Below are 16,135 nucleotides of genomic sequence, written 5' to 3' on the forward strand. Positions count from 1 at the left end.
AAAGGAGCGGTCCTGTGACCGACATGCCAAGTGAACATACTGAGGGCCTGCTCCGCATTGGCGAGGTGGCGCGCTTGCTCAATTTGAGCGTGGGCACACTGCGTCATTACGAGCAGATGGGGCTGTTAGAGCCAGCATATGTCGATCAGGCGAGTGGCTACCGCTACTACGGAACGCGACAGCTCTCCACGCTCAACACCATCGGCAACCTGCGCGTTCTCGACTTGCCGCTGGCGCAGATTCGCGAGTTTGTCACTACGCGCGATATGGATTTGATACAACGGCAACTGACCAAGCAACAGGAGTTAATTGAGCGCAAGCGGTGTGAGCTGGAACGCATGTCGCGCAAGATTGACCAGCGACTTGCCCTGCTTCGTGGCGCTTTGAATGCTGATCTCGACACCATTAGCGAAATCGAGGAACCCGAACTTCGCTGCGCCGCGCTGCACGAGCGCGTCAATCCCACCGACGCCTATTCGCTGGGATGGCATATCCGCCAGCTTCAGCAGGGACAGCGCGAAACCTTTGCCTATCTGGGCAATCTGGGTGTGGGCATCGCACCCGAGCGCCTGGCCGCCGGCGACTTTGATGGCTACGACGAGGTCTTTCTGCTGCTCGATGACACCGATGATTACTCGGGCGACGTTGAGACGCGGCCTGCCGCGCACTGCCTGACCATAAGTTTCCGCGGCACGCACGGGCAGGCGGGCTCGCGCTACGAGCAGCTACTCGGCTATATGCACGAACACGGGCTGGCACCCGCCGGCCCGTCGCGCGAGATCGCCCTCATCGATGACATCATCAGCGATGACCCAGCGACCTACGTAACGCAGATCACGGTGCCGGTTGCCCCAGCAAAGTAAGAACCGCCCGGAAGGCATCGTGCTTCCGGGCGGTTCTTCAATTTGGCTATCGATGCGCTAAGCCTGGGGCACCTGACCAGTAGCCAAGATCTGCTCGAGCGCGTCCTCATCCAGCACGGGTACGCCCAGCTGCTCGGCCTTGGTGAGCTTGGAGCCCGCTTTGGGGCCGGCAACCAGATAGCTCGTCTTCTTCGACACACTGCCCGAAACCTTAGCGCCGAGCACCTTGAGCGCCGCACCCGCCTCGTCGCGCGTGCGGTTGACGAGCGTGCCGGTGAGCACGAAGGTCAGACCCGCAAGCGGCTGTGCGTCGGCAAGCTCGCCTGCCACGCCCGCGTCGGCCGCGGCTTGCGCGTGCGCGGCGCCCAAGTCGACCTCGAGCGACAGACCCGCCTGGCGCAGGCGCTCCAGCACGGCAAGGTTCTCGGGCACGGCCAGGAACTGCTTGACGCTCGCCGCAATCTTGGGACCGATGCCCTCGCACTCGGCGATGTCCTCTTCGCTCGCCAAGATGAGCTTGTCAATCGACAGGAATCGCTCGGCGATGACCTCGCCCACGCTCTTGCCCACATGGCGGATACCCAGGGCAAACAGCACGCGACCGAGCGGCTGGCTCTTGGACTTGTTGAGCTCGGCGATGATTTTCTCGGCCGTCTTGAGGCCCACCGGGATGGGATCGCCCTTCTTGACGCCCTTTTTGCTGTTGGAGCTGGCATAGGTGCGGCCCGTGTCCAGTCCGGCAATATCATCGACCGTGAGCTGGTAGAAATCCGCGACATCGTGAATCAGGCCGGCGGCGATCATCTTGTCGACGATCTCGTCGCCCAGGCCGTCAACGTCCATGCAGCCGCGGCTCACCCAGTGGAGCAGGCGCTCCTTGAGCTGCGCGGGGCAGTCGATGGACACGCAGCGGTAGGCCACCTCGCCATCCTCGTGAACCACGGGGCTGCCGCACACGGGGCAGACCTCGGGCATCTGCCAGTCAACGCTGTCGGCCGGGCGCTTGTCGAGTACCGGGCCCACGACCTCGGGGATTACGTCGCCTGCCTTGTGCACGATGATAGTGTCGCCCTCGCGCACGTTTTTGCGACGGATCTCATCGATGTTGTGCAGCGTGGCACGCGCGATGGTAGAGCCGGCGACCGTCACCGGGTCGAACTCGGCGACCGGCGTGAGCACACCGGTGCGGCCCACCTGGATGCGAATTTCGCGCAGAACGGTCCGCTTTTCCTCGGGCGGGAACTTAAAGGCAATGGCCCAGCGCGGTGCGCGGGCGGTAAAGCCCAGGTCGAGCTGTTGCTGGAAGCTGTCGACCTTTACGACCACGCCGTCGATGTCGTAATCCAGGTCACCGCGGTGTTCGAGCGCCTGGGCACAGAACTCGTGAACCTCGGCCGGCGTGGCGCAGCGGGCCACGTTGGGGTTGACGCTAAAGCCGGCGCTACGCAGCCAGTCCAGAAACTCGCGCTGGCTGTGGACGTGCAACGGGTCGGTATCGGCAATGGCATAGATAAAGGTGGCCAAGTCGCGACGCGCCGTGATCTTGGGGTCCTTTTGACGCAGGGATCCTGCAGCGGCGTTGCGCGGGTTGGCAAAGGGGTCGCGGCCCTCGGCATCGGCCTCTTCGTTTAGACGGACAAAGCTGCCCTTGGGCATATAGACCTCGCCGCGTACTTCGATGGTACGCTCGCGGTCGGCGCCCATGTGGGCGAGCGCCGGCTCGGACAGGTGCATGGGCACATCCTTGATGGTGCGGACGTTGAGCGACACGTCCTCGCCCGTGGTGCCGTCGCCGCGCGTGGCCGCGCGCACGAAGGTTCCGTTTTGGTAGGTAAGCGCCACGCCCAGGCCGTCGATCTTAAGCTCGCAGGTATAGGTAACGCTACCTGCGCCGAGCGCATCCTCGGTACGCTGGAGCCACGCGTCGAGTTCGTCCAGATCCATGGCATCGTCCATGGAATACATGCGTGCCATGTGCGTGACCGGCGTAAACTGCTCGCTCACGTATCCGCCCACGCGCTGGGTATAGCTGTCGGGCGTCACCAGGTCGGGATAGGCCGCCTCGATCTCCTGCAGCTCAACGAGCATTTTGTCGAAGGCGGCGTCCGTGATCTCGGGCGCGTCGAGCATGTAGTAGCGATAGGCGTGGTAATCGAGCTCGTGGCGCAGCTCGGCCGCGCGCGCTGCCGCCTGGGCACGGGCATCAGCCGGTGCAGCGGCATCCGTGCTCGCGGGCATTTCGGTATCGATGTCCACACCGTCACCAAACAGGCTCGATTGCTCCATAGCGGCACTCCTTCGCTCGATTTCAAACGGATACAAGAGTACCACCGGTCACCATGGCGCCGAATAACCCTTTCGAACCGCACCGAATCGGCAGCCGCCAGACTGGGGTGGACAGTTAGTTCAGATACGTATAAATCCTAGAGCTGGATCGGACACGAACACCCCTGTTTCGACTAATTTGGGCTCCTTGAGACCATGTAAACGTCCCACTCTCCCTTCCAAACACCAATTCGAGCCCCATCCCAATCAAAAATTGCTCAAAACGCATCCCAAGCTGCCCCAGATTTATACGTATCTGAACTAACTGTCCAGACCATTCCGAACCAGGCCTCTTGTCAGCCCCAAGTGATCCGTTTTCCTCCGCCCCCAAGGGATCAGTACGAAAAGAGGGACTGCCCCGCGTTGGCGAGACAGCCCCTCTGGCTTCGGCATGTGCGAAACGGCTCGTTAGAAACCCTGACCGTTGCCCTGACCCTGACCTTGCTGGCCCAGCAGCTCCTCCAGATACTGGCGCAGCTGCTCGTCGGTAATACCGCCGTTGCCGGTGTCGGTCGAACTGTCGTCCTGCTGCTGGTTCTGCAGTTCCTCGTCGGAGCCCAGCTCGACGGTGACCTTCTTCTCTTCCTTGCCGCGCATGAGCGTGATCTCGACCTTCTCGCCCACCTCGTGGCTGCGCAGCGCGATGATCAGGCCATCGGCGCTCGTGATCTCGTCGTCGCCCAGCTTGGTGATGACGTCGCCCTCCTGAATGCCAGCCTTGGCGGCAGGACCATCCTCAACGACGCTCGCCACATACGCGCCGCTATCGCTGCTCAGCTTGTTGGTACGGGCGTTGAGCGCGTTGACGCTCGAAAGCGTGGCGCCCATGTACGGATGCACCGGAGTCTTGCCGTCGATAATCTGGTCGGCAATGTTCTTGGCGTAGTTAACCGGAATGGCAAAGCCCACGCCCGAGCTGGAGCCCGAGTAGCTCTCGATGAGCGAGTTGATGCCCACGAGCTCGCCATTGTCGTTGACGAGCGCGCCGCCGGAGTTGCCCGGGTTGATGGCGGCATCGGTCTGGATCATGTTGGCATAGATGGTGTTACCGCTGGTAGAGCTCATGGCCGTGGAGCGATACAGCGCCGACACAATGCCCGTGGAGACAGACTGCTCATTGCCAAACGGCGAACCGATCGCCATGACCCACTCGCCCACGTTGAGCTTGGAGGAATCACCGATCTCGATCGGCGTGAGCTTGGAGGCGTCGGCGTCCTTGAGCTTGATGACGGCCAGGTCGCTCGAGGCATCGTTGCCCACGAACTCGGCCTCGTAGGTGGTGCCGTCGTCCATGGTAACCACGTACTGGTCATAGCCATCGACCACATGGTTGTTGGTGAGGATGTGACCCTCGGTATCGAGCACAACACCCGATCCGACGCTGCCCGAGTTGTCCGACTCGTCGGCAGACTGCGAAAGTGAGCCATTCTGGCTGCCGCTCGAAGTGGCGGTAATGGAAACCACGGAGGGCAGGGCCTTGGCAGAAATGGCCTCGGCCAGCGTGGTGTCCTCGGAATCAATCGTAATCTTTTGCGTCGACGAACCCGAAGCGCCCGCCGTCACGGCATTCTTGCCGCCGCCAATGTTGAGTGTGCCACTCATAATGAGCGCGATGACCAGTAGGGCGCCGCAGGCGCAGCCGGCAAGCGCTGTAATAAAGATCGGCAGCTTTTTGGTCTTGGTCTTGACCACTGTGTGCTTGTTTACAACCTGCTGGCTGCCCAGCGGTTGGCCAGTCTGTGTGTCGTAGGCCTGCACGTAAGGAATGTTGTTGCCATCGGCAGGCGTCGACTCTACCTGCACACGCGGCTGCTGTTGGGTCTCGCCGGCGTTGCCCGCATCCTGGGGACGCTGGGAATCGTTCTCGCTCATAGCTGCGGTCCTTTCGTCAAATAACCAAAGGCCCGCCAAACATGTGGCGGGCCATCATTGTTCACGTTGAGTTGTACCCCAATATGCGGGCGTACGTGTACGAGAACGCAATCTTTTAGCAAGGCTTAAGTTCTGCTGCAAACTCGAAAGGAACCCGCACCTGCGTCAAAACCACCACAAAGGTGCCTGTCCCCTTTGTGGTGGAAATCTAGTCCTTAAACAGATAGCCCACGCCGCGGACGGTGGTGATGTGCGCCGCGATCTGCGGGCCCACCTTGGAGCGGATGCGTCGAATGTGTACGTCAACGGTGCGCGTACCGCCGCAGTACTCAAAGCCCCACACGCGGTGCAGCAGCACCTCGCGGCTGTAGGCGCGGTTGGGGTGCGTCGCCAAAAAGCTCAGCAGCGAGTATTCCATCAGCGTCAGGTCGATGGGCTCGTTATCGAGTGTCACCTGGTAGGTAGCCAAGTTGATCTCGAGGTTATCGATGTTGAGCACATCGTCGGCGGTAACGGTCTCCTCCTCGCCCATCAGACGCTGCGCGCGAGCCTTGAGCTCGTTGGGCGTCGCCGTGGGGCATACAAAGTCGGCATGCGCGTGGTTCGGCAGACGCAGGGTGCCGAGTGCCTCGTCGTCGACAATCACCAACATGGGGACGCCGCCGCGATCGTCAAGCCACTTGGCAATCTGATCGATGCGGTCGCTGCGGATGCCGTCGGAATCGAGGATCAGCAGGTCAAAGTCGTGCGCCGCAGTCGGCGAGTCGGGGGTTGCCAGGCTCACCTCGACACCCAGGGTGGTCGTCAAGCTGCGGGCAAACTCGTGGAAGCGCGTCGTGCGCGCCATGAACAGGGCACTCTTTTCGGACATATCGGCCTCCAAGGAAATGAGCTCAATCGTACTGGAACAAACCAGTGCGATTAGGAGTTCGCCAGATAATGCTTGATCTCCCACTCGGTGATCGTAGACTCAAACTTATGCCACTCGTCGCGCTTCTTTTTGAGGAAGAAGCTGTGGATGTGCTCGCCGAGGGCATCCTTCATAAACTGCGAGTCCTCAAACACGTCGAGCGCCTCTTTGAGCGAGCGCGGCAGCGGCGCGTAGCCGGCCTCGACCATCTGGCGGTCGGTGAGCTTGAGCGTCTCGGCCGTGGCCTCGGGCGGGAGCTCCAGCTTGCGCTCGATGCCGTCCAGACCAGCCGCCAGCGTGACGGCGTTGACCAGGTACGGGTTGGCCATGGGGTCGGGGCTGCGAAGCTCGATGCGCGTGGACAGCTGCTTGCCGGGCTTGTAGACCGGAATGCGGACCATACTCGCGCGGTTGCGCAGGCCCCACGTGGCGTACTGCGGCACGGAGTCGCCGCCCGTGGTGATGCGCTTGTACGAGTTGACCGTGGGGTTGGTGATAGCGCTGATCTCGCGGGCATGAGCCAGAATGCCGGCCATATAGTGCTTGGCGACGTCGGAGAGATGGTACTTCTCGTCGCCCTCGCCCCAAAACACGTTGTTGCCGTCGTGGTCGAATAGCGACTGGCACAGGAACATAGCGCTGCCGTCCTCGCCCGCCAACGGCTTGGGCATAAAGGAGGCGTGGCAACCGCTCTCGTAGGCCTGCTGCTTAATGATGAGTTTGGCCGTGGTGATGGCGTCGGACATGCTCAGGGCCTCGGCGTGACGCAGGCTCATGCCGTGCTGCGAGCGGCCGGCGGCGTGGAAGGTGTACTCCACGGGCACGGACATCTTCTCGAGCGTGAGGACCGTGTTGCGGCGCAGGTCGCGGGCGGCATCGCTCACCGAAAGATCGAAGTAGCCCACGTTGTCGAGCGGCTCGGGCGTGTGCTCGTCGGGGAAGTAGTAGTACTCCAGCTCGGCGCCCACGTTGAGCAGATAGCCGGCCTTCTCGGCCTTGCGGAACATGCGGCGCAGGGCATCGCGCGGGTCGCCGGCAAACGGCTTGCGATCGGGAGTGCACACGTCGCAGAACACGCGGGCGACGCCGTTGTGGCTCGGGCGCCACGGCAGGATCTGGAAGGTCGAGGCATCGGGGAACGCCAGCATGTCGGCTTCCTCGGGCGTGGCAAAGCCCTCGATGGCGGAGCCGTCAAAGCCAATACCCTCCTCAAAAGCGACCTCGAGGTCCTCGGGGCTAATGGCAAAGTTCTTGAGGCGGCCGAGAATGTCGACAAACCACAGACGCACAAAGCGGATGTCACGCTGCTCTACGGAGCGGAGTACGTAATCGATGTTCTGCTGGTTCATGTCGCTCCCCTTTCTTTCGGGCGGGTTTCGACTGGTCTTTATCGCAGATACTATCGCAGAAAAATGTTTCCGCAGGGTTAAAGCGTATCAAGCGCTCAAAAAACGTGGGCGCGGAGACAGTCTGACTTTTGCGCGATCATAAAGGATCACTCCTTCGCGCTCGATTACCGCGGCAAGATCGTCATCAAGATCGTCACTCGAAACGAGGTCGACCTGCCTCCCGGTTTCTTTGCGCACCGCCTCGCCAAACGCCGACAACGCGAAAAGACCAAAGCCCTGCTCGCGATCAACTTCGAGACGCAAGTCAATGTCACTATCGGCACGCGCTTCGCCACGGGCATACGAGCCAAAAAGAATCACGGTTTTGATGGCGGGAATCGGGCTGGCCGCCTCACGGACAGCGGACTCAATCTGAGCGGTATCCAAAATGCCCGCCGCGACGCTTCCGCTCGCAGAGCTTTTACCGAGTGAAGGGACAAACGGCAGTGAGCGCTCGCGCAGCATCTGTCTCATAAACATATTGACCGCAACAGACGAAGTCATGCCGAGTTCTTCGCATAGCTCGGCAAATGAATCTTTAATTGACGAGTCCACTCGTACACTCAGCACAGACGCAGCCATGGATACCTCCTGTATGACATTGTCTATATATTATCACACAGGCTAGCGCGAGGTCGAAGCGCGGTGTTCGATGTGGCCGGGTATCTCGATGCGCTTGGGGGCGAGCTTTGCGGCATCGCCCACCGTAGTGGTAACGACGTCGATGCGCTCGGACAGACGCTCGACTACGCGCTCGGCAATGGTGAGGGTGTCCTGCGCGGCCGTGGTCACACCGCCAAAGAGCACGTGGTTCCAGGGGTAATCGTCAAACGTCGCAATCTTGAGGCCAGCCGGCAACGAGGGGCCGAGCTGGGCCAGCGCCTCGGTCAGACGCAGGAAAACCAGGCCGTTGACGGCAATGAGGCCGAGCTTTTTACCCGCATAGCCGCGGATGGTCTCGTCCAGGCGACTGACACCCTCGACGCCACCGTCTGCCAGGGTGATGACCTCACCCGCAAGGCCGCGTCGCGAAAGCTCGTCGGCAAACGCCTCGGCGCGCTCGCGACGCACGGGGCTGTCGTCGCTTGCCTCGGTGAGCAGGCACAGGCGCTCACTGCCCGCGACAGCCAAGGCGTCTACCAGGCCGGCGACCAGCTCACAGTTGTTGGAGGTCACCAGATCGACACCGCCGGCGGCAATATCGCGGTCGAGCAGCACGACGGGCAAGCGTCCCGCTGCCGCGGCGATCGCCTCGTCATTGCCGCCGCAGGTGTTGACGACCAGGCCGTCCACGCCGGCATCGATAAGTCTGGTGAGCGACTCTGCTTCCTTAGCGGAATCATTGCCGCTAATGGCAGTCATAAGCGAGCAGCCGCGCGCGGCGGCACTGGCGGAAAGCCCTTCGAGCATGGCGCTGGAGAACGGGTTAGCAATGTCGGCCAAGATCACGCCGATGAGGTTGGTACGCGAGCTGCGCAGATTGCGCGCGGCGGCACGTGGGCGATAGCCGGTGCGCTCGATAACCGCCGCGATGCGAGCACGGGTTTCCTCGGTCATCTGCCCGGGGCGGTTGTTGAGATAGCGCGAGACCGTGGCCGGACTCACGCCCGCCTCGGCGGCAATGTCCTTGATTCTCATCTGCGCCATAGCGCACCCCGTTTCCCAATTGTCGGCAGTCTGAGCCATTTTAGGCATTTTTTTAAAAATCTCGCTTGCAAAACGCTGTAGGTGAGTATACTACAACTCGAAACGAAACCGATTTCGTAAACCGATTTCGGCAAGCGTTGGCACGGAGGTGCAAAGATGCACCCTACCGTCTTGGCACCTCCGTGCCAACGCCATATCAAAGGTGTATGCACGAGCAAGAAGGAGCTGCGCGACCATGGGTAAAACGGTTCTTACCTTCGGCGAGATCATGATGAGGCTCTCGCCCAAAGACCATCTGCGCATTGAGCAGGCGACCGAGTTTGACGTCCGCTACGGCGGCGCCGAAGCCAACACCGCGCTTTCCCTGGCCTACCAGGGTGACAAGGCAGCTTACGTCTCCGTTGTCCCGGCCAACCGTCTGGGCGAGTGCGCCCTGCGTTCGCTGAAGGTCTACGACGTCGATACCTCGCGCGTCGTGCGCCAGGGCGACCGTCTCGGCTCCTATGTGTTTGAGGTCGGCGCCTCGCAGCGCGGCAACGGCTGCGTCTACGACCGCAAGTACTCTGCCATCAACATGGCCAAGCGCGACGTCTTTGACTGGGATGAGATCCTCAAGGGTGTCGATGTCTTCTACTTCTCCGGCGTGACGCCCGCCGTCTCCGACGAGATGGCCGCCGCCTGCAAGGATGCCCTCACCGCCTGCCGCGCCAAGGGCATCACCACCGTTTGTGACGTGAACTATCGCGGCAAGATGTGGTCGCCCGAGAAGTCGCAGGCCACCATGAAGGAACTCCTGCCGCTCGTTGACATCTGCATTGCCAACGACGAGGACGCTCCTGCCGGCCTCGGTATGACCTGCGTCTCCGGCTCCCTTGCCCACGGCATCGAGGAGCGCGACACCTACGTCGAGATGGCCCGTCAGATCTGTGCCGAGTACGGTTGCAAGAAGGTTGCCTCGGTCGTCCGCAACATCTCCTGCGTCGAGCGCTCCATCTGGATGGGCATGCTCTTTGACGCCGAGAGCGGCGAGCACTGGTTCTCCCCTGCTCACGACGTGCACGTGCTCGAGGGCGTTGCCGCCGGCGACGCTTTTAACGCCGGCCTCGTCCATGCCCTCATCAACGACTTTGACCCGCAGGACGCCGTCAATTACGCCATCGCTGCCTCGATCCTCAAGCTCACCATCAAGGGCGATTCCAACCTGGTGACCGCAGACGAGATCGCAGCTGTGGCATCCGCCGCCGACGGTGGCACTCGCGTCGCGCGCTAAACCGTCCCTATTCCGCGGGCCGCAGCTTTTTATACCCATACCCCTGCGGCCCGCTCCCCGATTCCTCCGGTCGGGCAAAACCACCAGTCCCATTCCGGTTTTGCCCGGCATTTCCTACACGACTGGTCGCGCAGCCGGTTTTGGAATTGCTTGTGACCCCAAGCAGTGCCTCCGATAACCAATCCGAAACCGGCTCATGACCAGCATATTTGGCAATCACGCGCCCGCGCGCGCCGTACATCGAAAGGAACATCATGTTCGATCAGTTCTATACCACGCTTGAGTCCCTGGGCATCGTGCCCGTCGTCGTGCTCGACAAGGTCGAGGACGCCGCCCCGCTCGCTCACGCCCTTATGGCAGCTGGCATGAAGTCCGCCGAGGTCACCTTCCGCACCGCTTGCGCCGCCGAGTGCATCGCCGCCATGGCCGAGGCCGAGCCCGAGATGTGCGTCGGCGCCGGCACCGTCCTGACCGTCGAGCAGGTTGAGCAGGCCCGCGCCGCCGGCGCCAAGTTCATCGTCTCCCCGGGCTACAACGAGGCCGTCGTGAAGCACTGCATCGACATCGACCTGCCCGTCCTTCCCGGCACCGTGACCCCCTCCGAGGTCACTGCCGCCGAGAATCTGGGCCTCAAGATCACCAAGTTCTTCCCCGCGGCTCAGTACGGCGGTCTGAACACCATCAAGGCCCTCGCCGCCCCGTTTGTCGGTCATCGCTTTATGCCCACCGGCGGCGTGAGCACCGCCAACGTCGAGGAGTACCTGAGCTCCAGCGCCATCATCGCCTGCGGTGGCACCTGGATGGTCAAGCCCGCCCTGTTCGCCGACGGCGACTTCTCCAAGGTCGAGCAGATTGCCCGCGAGGCCATGGACGTCGTCAAGAAGGTCCGCGGCTAGGTTTAGCTCTCTATCGTGAAAGGGGGCGTGTCCTAGACCTCGCCCCCTTTCTTTTAAAGCAGCTCGGAAGCGCGCCGTTTCCGTCACGAACAAGAACCAAAACCGTCTTGTATGCTGATAGAACGTGACGGAAGCGACACGCCCCCGAGCCGCTTTGCCTACTCGGCTGGCAGTCGCGCCCAGCTGAGCCACTTCGACAAAAGCCGAGCCACCAAAACAGCTGCGGCACCGTCTGGAGGAATGAACCCTTGCTTCCGGTCTTTTCCTCCAAGCGGCGCCGCAGCTTTTTCATGCCCCGATAGCACACCCCGCACTTGCGGTGAAATACGGACTGCTTACGCCGCCTAAGCCGCAAAACAGTCCCTATTTCACCGCAACTAATTAGGGGAACGGATTAGATGGCCGAGTCTTTGGACAGCTCAAAATAGTCGGGATGTAAGGCGATAACCGGACCCTGCTCCTCGGGCATTAGATGCAAATGCGTCTCTGCCAGATAGCTCGCCGTGTCGGTATCGCCCTTCTTAATGGCCTCGAGAATCCGGCGATGTTGCCGACGAATCGGCTCCCAATCCAGATCCTGCGACACCATACGCAACCAGTTGTATCGCTCAAAATGCGTGTTGACGCTCTTCATCCAATCCCACAACATGTGGCGTCCGGCAATCTCAAAACATGTCTCATGGAACAGGTTGTCCAGATCAAAAAAGCGACGCGTTTCGCTGTGGTCGAGCGACTCGGACTCGGCAAGAATCTGCTCGAGCCGAAGTTTTTGCTCGGGCGTAGCGGCAGAGCAGCATTTAATGAGCACGCTTCTCTCGAGTTTCTCGCGCAAGAAGCAGGCGTTCTCGGCGCGCTCCATGCTGATTTTTGAGACATAGGTGCCGCTTTTGGGACGCGTTTCCACCAGCTCCTGTTCACGCAGACGCACAAAGGACTCGCGAATGGGCGTGCGCCCGATTCCCGTCTCCTTTTCCAGACCAATCGCCGAAAGGCGCGTGCCGGGCTTGAGCTCGGCATAGATGATCTTGGAGCGCAATGCGTTGTATGCCTGGTCTTGCAGGCTCTGATAATGCTGGTGCTGTTCCATAAAGCCCTCGGATGAAGCCCACGGTTTGTCGAATATCACCTCGTTATACTATCGCATCCCCCATCCCCTCAGTTGCGGTGAAATAGGGACCGCCTGCGTCGCCAAGACCGCAAAACAATCCCTATTTCACCGCAACTTCCAACCAGTCTTTTTGGGATGGGGCTTTTTTAGCTACCCTAAGCCACGGATCAGCCCTCCTTGCACAAAATGGGCCTATCTACTACGTTGAGGCGAATACCCCCGAGCATGGCGGAATTCAATAAAAGAAAACCGCAGGTAGTCGGCTTGCAGATTTCGCTGAAAGGCGGTTATGGTCGGCCTAGGCGAGTTTAACGTAGTAGATAGGGCCATTTTGTGACGCAGCGCCAGCCACACCCCAAATTGGCCGTCCATCCCACCGCGATGCTTGAGAGGACAGGGCAGGACTCGGCATTCACCAGCAAGTTGTTGCAATTAGGTGAACGTTCACCTTATTTATTCCATTTGGCTTTGCAAACGAATTCCTGCGCGTATACTAAACTTCAAACGAAACCGATTTCGTTGAGCCTGGGCAATAGGATGCCAAGACGCACCCTACCATCTTGGCATCCTATTGCCCACGTCATGTCATTTGCTTTCATCCCGTCTTGTTGAGCCCTTCAGTCCCATTCCGGCGCAACGAGACATTGCTAGACGTCTGACCATGGGGCCGGTTTTTCTGCTTCTAAAGCAGTGCCTCCGATAACCCTCTTTTTGCCGGCCCAGGTCAGACACTTCTTTTCAACTTTCTTTCAATCGAAAGGATGCAGCAGCATGCGACCGCTCATCATCATGCATGGCGAGAACATCGATTGGCGTCATACCGTCATCAGGATGCTGATGTATCTGGCGGGCGTTGCCGTACTGGCGCTCGGCATGAGCCTCCAGACGGCATCTGGCCTGGGCGTCGCTGCACTCACCTGCTTTGCCACGACCCTATCCATGCTCACGGGCAAGACGCTCGGCTTTTGGATTATCGTTACCTATGTCGCTTACATCGTGGCGCAATTGGCCATCTTGCGACGCGAATTTCAGCCGCGCATTTTGCTTGAGCTTTGTTTCTCGACGCTGATTGGCGGCTTCACGGATTTGTTCATGGCGGTCAACCCGCTGCATCCCACGGCGCTCCCCGCACAGGTAGCGACCATGCTGCTCTCCCTCGCTGTCACCGCATTAGGCGTAAGTCTCGTGGTCAACATGGGCGTCGTTCCCAACGCGCCCGACGGCCTGGTGCAGGTCGTTGCCGAAAAGCTTAAGCGCCGCTTTGGAGACGTAAAGGTCGTGTTCGACTGCTCGCATGTTGCGATCTCGCTCGCGCTGTCGCTGCTCCTTATGCACAACCTGGGCGGCTTTGGCGTGACCACCGCTATCTCTGCACTGTTCTTGGGCCACGCTATCTACATCGCCAACAGGCTGTTCGCCCAGCACTTTGTGCGCGCCGCATTTGGAAACTAGGCCCGAGACCGGCTATACGCTGCGGTTTTGAGAATTCCCTTTGGCTCTAAAATGCTTGATGCCGAGCTTGTCAATCATGGCGACCAACGAAATCGCGCCAACAAGTACTCAAAAAACTCCCGCGACCATAGATGAGCTCCCAAAAATTGCGCCGAAATGAGGAAGCGGGACAAATTGAGCTCGGAGCTTTTGTGCCACGCATCTATGAGAGGAGAAATGTGATGCGCACGGGCGCTACTCCATGTAGCCACCCTGAATGGCGGAAACTGTATGCTCGGTAAAGACTTGAGTGTGCCGGAGGTATAGCGATTGGCCTTGGGCTTCCAAGCGGCTCGGCGCTCGGCCAGGACGGCGTCGCCGCGCGCAACCCCACCGCAGCGCACGATGCAATGTATTTGCACCTGGTCTACAACCGCAACATGATTGCGGAGGGCGCACAGGCGAAAAGCGAATAGCGGGCATTGTGACAATCAATTGCAACCGTTCGCCTTTTAAAAGTGAACGTTCATCTAATTCTAGGAATTACTAAGCGTTAATTCCTCTGCTTCTCCTATACTGAGCTTGTATTAGAAGTAAGACTCATATAGATGAACGTTTCTTTTGGAAGGATTGCTATGTCTGATCTTATGGACAGCTTCCGCCTAGACGGCAAGGTCGCGCTCGTGACCGGCGCCACCTATGGCATCGGCATGGCCATGGCCGAGGCACTCGGCGAAGCCGGCGCCAGGATCGCCTTTAACGCCCGTCATGCCGACAAGGTCGCCGAGGCCGAGAAGCACTACCGCGAGCTGGGCTTTGATGCTCACGGCTATGTTGCCGACGTCACCGACGAGGCCGTCGTCGCTGAGCTCATCGCCAAGATCGAGGCCGATTTTGGCACCACGCCCGACATTCTGGTCAACAATGCAGGCGTCATCCAGCGCACGCCGATGCTCGACATGAGTGCCGAGGACTTCCGTCGCGTCGTCGACATCGACCTCAATGCGCCGTTTATCGTGTCCAAGGCCTGCCTGCCGGGCATGATCGCCAAAGGTCACGGCAAGATCATCAACATCTGCTCGATGATGAGCGAGCTCGGCCGCGAGACCATCGCCGGCTATGCCGCCGCCAAGGGCGGACTCAAGATGCTCACCAAGAACATCTGCTCCGAGTTTGGCGAGGCCAATATCCAGTGCAACGGCATTGGGCCCGGCTACATCGCCACGCCGCAGACCGCACCGCTGCGCGAGACGCAGCCCGACGGCAGCCGCCACCCGTTTGACCAGTTCATCATTGCCAAGACGCCGGCCGCCCGTTGGGGCACGCCCGAGGACCTGAAGGGCCCCGCCGTGTTCCTGGCTTCCGACGCATCGAACTTCGTCAACGGGCACATTCTGTACGTGGACGGCGGCATCCTCGCGTACATCGGCAAACAGCCACAGTAAGGAAACTGGGCGAGGCGGTCGGCAGTTAAGTCTGCTGCTCGGACAGTCCTGCGCAAGACGGAAAGCACATTAAGTGCTTTCCTTTGCGTGCGGAACTCGCGACAGACTTAACTGCCGACCGCCCGCACAGCTCATCGCGGGTCGGATTAGCCGCCGCCCGCATACAGAAACAAAAAAAGAAACATTTGGTTGAAAGGTTAACTCAAATGAAGATCGCTCTAATCAACGAGAATTCTCAGAACTCTAAGAACCCTATGATCGAGGCTGCCCTTAAGAAGGTTGTCGAGCCCATGGGCCACACCGTCTTTAACTATGGCATGTATGCCGACGCCGACTCCAAGCCCCTCACCTACGTGCAGAACGGCATCCTTGCCGCCGTGCTGCTCAACTCCGGCGCTGCCGACTATGTCGTGACCGGCTGCGGCACCGGCGAGGGCGCCATGCTCGCCTGCAACTCCTTCCCCGGCGTGCTGTGCGGCCATGTTGCCGACCCGCTGGATGCCTACACCTTTGCCCAGGTCAACGATGGCAACGCCGTCGCCATGCCCTTCGCGCTCAAGAACGGCTGGGGCCAGGAGCTCAACCTCGAGTACACCTTCGAGAAGCTCTTTGGCTTTGGCTCGGGCAACGGCTACCCCGCCGAGCGCGTTGAGCCCGAGCAGCGCAACAAGAAGATCCTCGACGGCGTGCGCGCTGTGACCATGCGTCCGCTCGTCGACGTCCTGGGCGAGATCGATCAGGATCTGGTGAAGGGCGCCCTCGCTGGTGAGCACTTCCAGGAGTACTTCTTTGCCAACGCCACCGACGAGGCCATCATCGCCAAGGTCAAGGAGCTCTTGGGTCTGTAATAAGGCCCACGGGGCGCACCGACCCCCAACAAACCGCCAGACAAAAGGCGCCGCGACGATCCATGTGTCGCGGCGCCTTTTTAGATTGGCTATCGCTTGAGTCACCGCAAGGCGGCCGCTCCCCTATTTGCC

Annotated in this window: 13 protein-coding genes; 6 read left to right on the forward strand and 7 right to left on the reverse strand. The window is 60.3% G+C overall.

What is annotated here, in order from left to right:
* The first annotated feature begins 23 nt into the window (after positions 1 to 23).
* Positions 24 to 863, forward strand: coding sequence for a MerR family transcriptional regulator (locus I2H81_RS03760; protein WP_229108062.1), 840 nt, complete (start codon positions 24 to 26; stop codon positions 861 to 863).
* A 57-nt stretch (positions 864 to 920) separates the two neighbouring features.
* Here I2H81_RS03760 and ligA read toward each other — a convergent pair whose 3' ends face one another.
* The 6 genes from ligA to I2H81_RS03790 form a co-directional block, all read right to left on the reverse strand.
* Entirely contained in the window at positions 921 to 3,149 is a 2,229-nt protein-coding gene (gene ligA, locus I2H81_RS03765) for an NAD-dependent DNA ligase LigA (protein WP_195644601.1), read from the reverse strand.
* 447 nt (positions 3,150 to 3,596) lie between these two features.
* Complete coding sequence (locus I2H81_RS03770) at positions 3,597 to 5,060, reverse strand: S1C family serine protease (protein ID WP_195644602.1); 1,464 nt, start codon at positions 5,058 to 5,060, stop codon at positions 3,597 to 3,599.
* A 208-nt stretch (positions 5,061 to 5,268) separates the two neighbouring features.
* Positions 5,269 to 5,931, reverse strand: a complete 663-nt coding sequence (locus I2H81_RS03775) for a response regulator transcription factor (protein ID WP_006234733.1) — start codon at positions 5,929 to 5,931, stop codon at positions 5,269 to 5,271.
* Positions 5,932 to 5,981: 50 nt separating this feature from the next.
* On the reverse strand, positions 5,982 to 7,319 hold the full coding sequence (locus I2H81_RS03780; protein WP_195644603.1) for a glutamine synthetase family protein: 1,338 nt from the start codon (positions 7,317 to 7,319) through the stop codon (positions 5,982 to 5,984).
* 87 nt (positions 7,320 to 7,406) lie between these two features.
* Complete coding sequence (locus I2H81_RS03785; RefSeq protein ID WP_195644604.1) at positions 7,407 to 7,940, reverse strand: type II toxin-antitoxin system RelB/DinJ family antitoxin; 534 nt, start codon at positions 7,938 to 7,940, stop codon at positions 7,407 to 7,409.
* A 42-nt stretch (positions 7,941 to 7,982) separates the two neighbouring features.
* Positions 7,983 to 9,005 carry a LacI family DNA-binding transcriptional regulator gene (locus I2H81_RS03790; protein WP_195644605.1) on the reverse strand — a complete coding sequence of 341 codons (1,023 nt, stop codon included), beginning with the start codon at positions 9,003 to 9,005 and terminating at the stop codon, positions 7,983 to 7,985.
* Between the two features lie 235 nt (positions 9,006 to 9,240).
* Here I2H81_RS03790 and I2H81_RS03795 point away from each other — a divergent pair, with 235 nt between their 5' ends.
* Both I2H81_RS03795 and eda read left to right on the forward strand, forming a co-directional pair.
* Positions 9,241 to 10,275 (forward strand): sugar kinase, encoded by a 1,035-nt coding sequence (locus tag I2H81_RS03795; protein ID WP_195644606.1) that lies wholly within the window; start codon positions 9,241 to 9,243, stop codon positions 10,273 to 10,275.
* Positions 10,276 to 10,529: 254 nt separating this feature from the next.
* On the forward strand, positions 10,530 to 11,171 hold the full coding sequence (gene eda / locus I2H81_RS03800) for a bifunctional 4-hydroxy-2-oxoglutarate aldolase/2-dehydro-3-deoxy-phosphogluconate aldolase (protein WP_195644607.1): 642 nt from the start codon (positions 10,530 to 10,532) through the stop codon (positions 11,169 to 11,171).
* Between the two features lie 394 nt (positions 11,172 to 11,565).
* On the opposite strand, the gene I2H81_RS03805 is transcribed toward eda, so the two are convergent.
* Positions 11,566 to 12,258, reverse strand: a complete 693-nt coding sequence (locus I2H81_RS03805; RefSeq protein ID WP_195644608.1) for a GntR family transcriptional regulator — start codon at positions 12,256 to 12,258, stop codon at positions 11,566 to 11,568.
* Between the two features lie 792 nt (positions 12,259 to 13,050).
* Here I2H81_RS03805 and I2H81_RS03810 point away from each other — a divergent pair.
* The 3 genes from I2H81_RS03810 (at position 13,051) to I2H81_RS03820 (ending at position 16,003) form a co-directional block, all read left to right on the forward strand.
* Positions 13,051 to 13,731 carry a YczE/YyaS/YitT family protein gene (locus I2H81_RS03810; protein ID WP_195644609.1) on the forward strand — a complete coding sequence of 227 codons (681 nt, stop codon included), beginning with the start codon at positions 13,051 to 13,053 and terminating at the stop codon, positions 13,729 to 13,731.
* Between the two features lie 614 nt (positions 13,732 to 14,345).
* Entirely contained in the window at positions 14,346 to 15,155 is an 810-nt protein-coding gene (locus I2H81_RS03815) for a gluconate 5-dehydrogenase (RefSeq protein ID WP_117855330.1), read from the forward strand.
* 206 nt (positions 15,156 to 15,361) lie between these two features.
* Positions 15,362 to 16,003: an RpiB/LacA/LacB family sugar-phosphate isomerase gene (locus I2H81_RS03820; protein WP_117563655.1), complete on the forward strand. Its 642-nt coding sequence runs from the start codon at positions 15,362 to 15,364 to the stop codon at positions 16,001 to 16,003.
* Positions 16,004 to 16,135 lie beyond the last annotated feature (132 nt).

The sequence above is a fragment of the Collinsella aerofaciens genome, from assembly GCF_015561195.1.
GTDB lineage: Bacteria > Actinomycetota > Coriobacteriia > Coriobacteriales > Coriobacteriaceae > Collinsella > Collinsella aerofaciens_AC.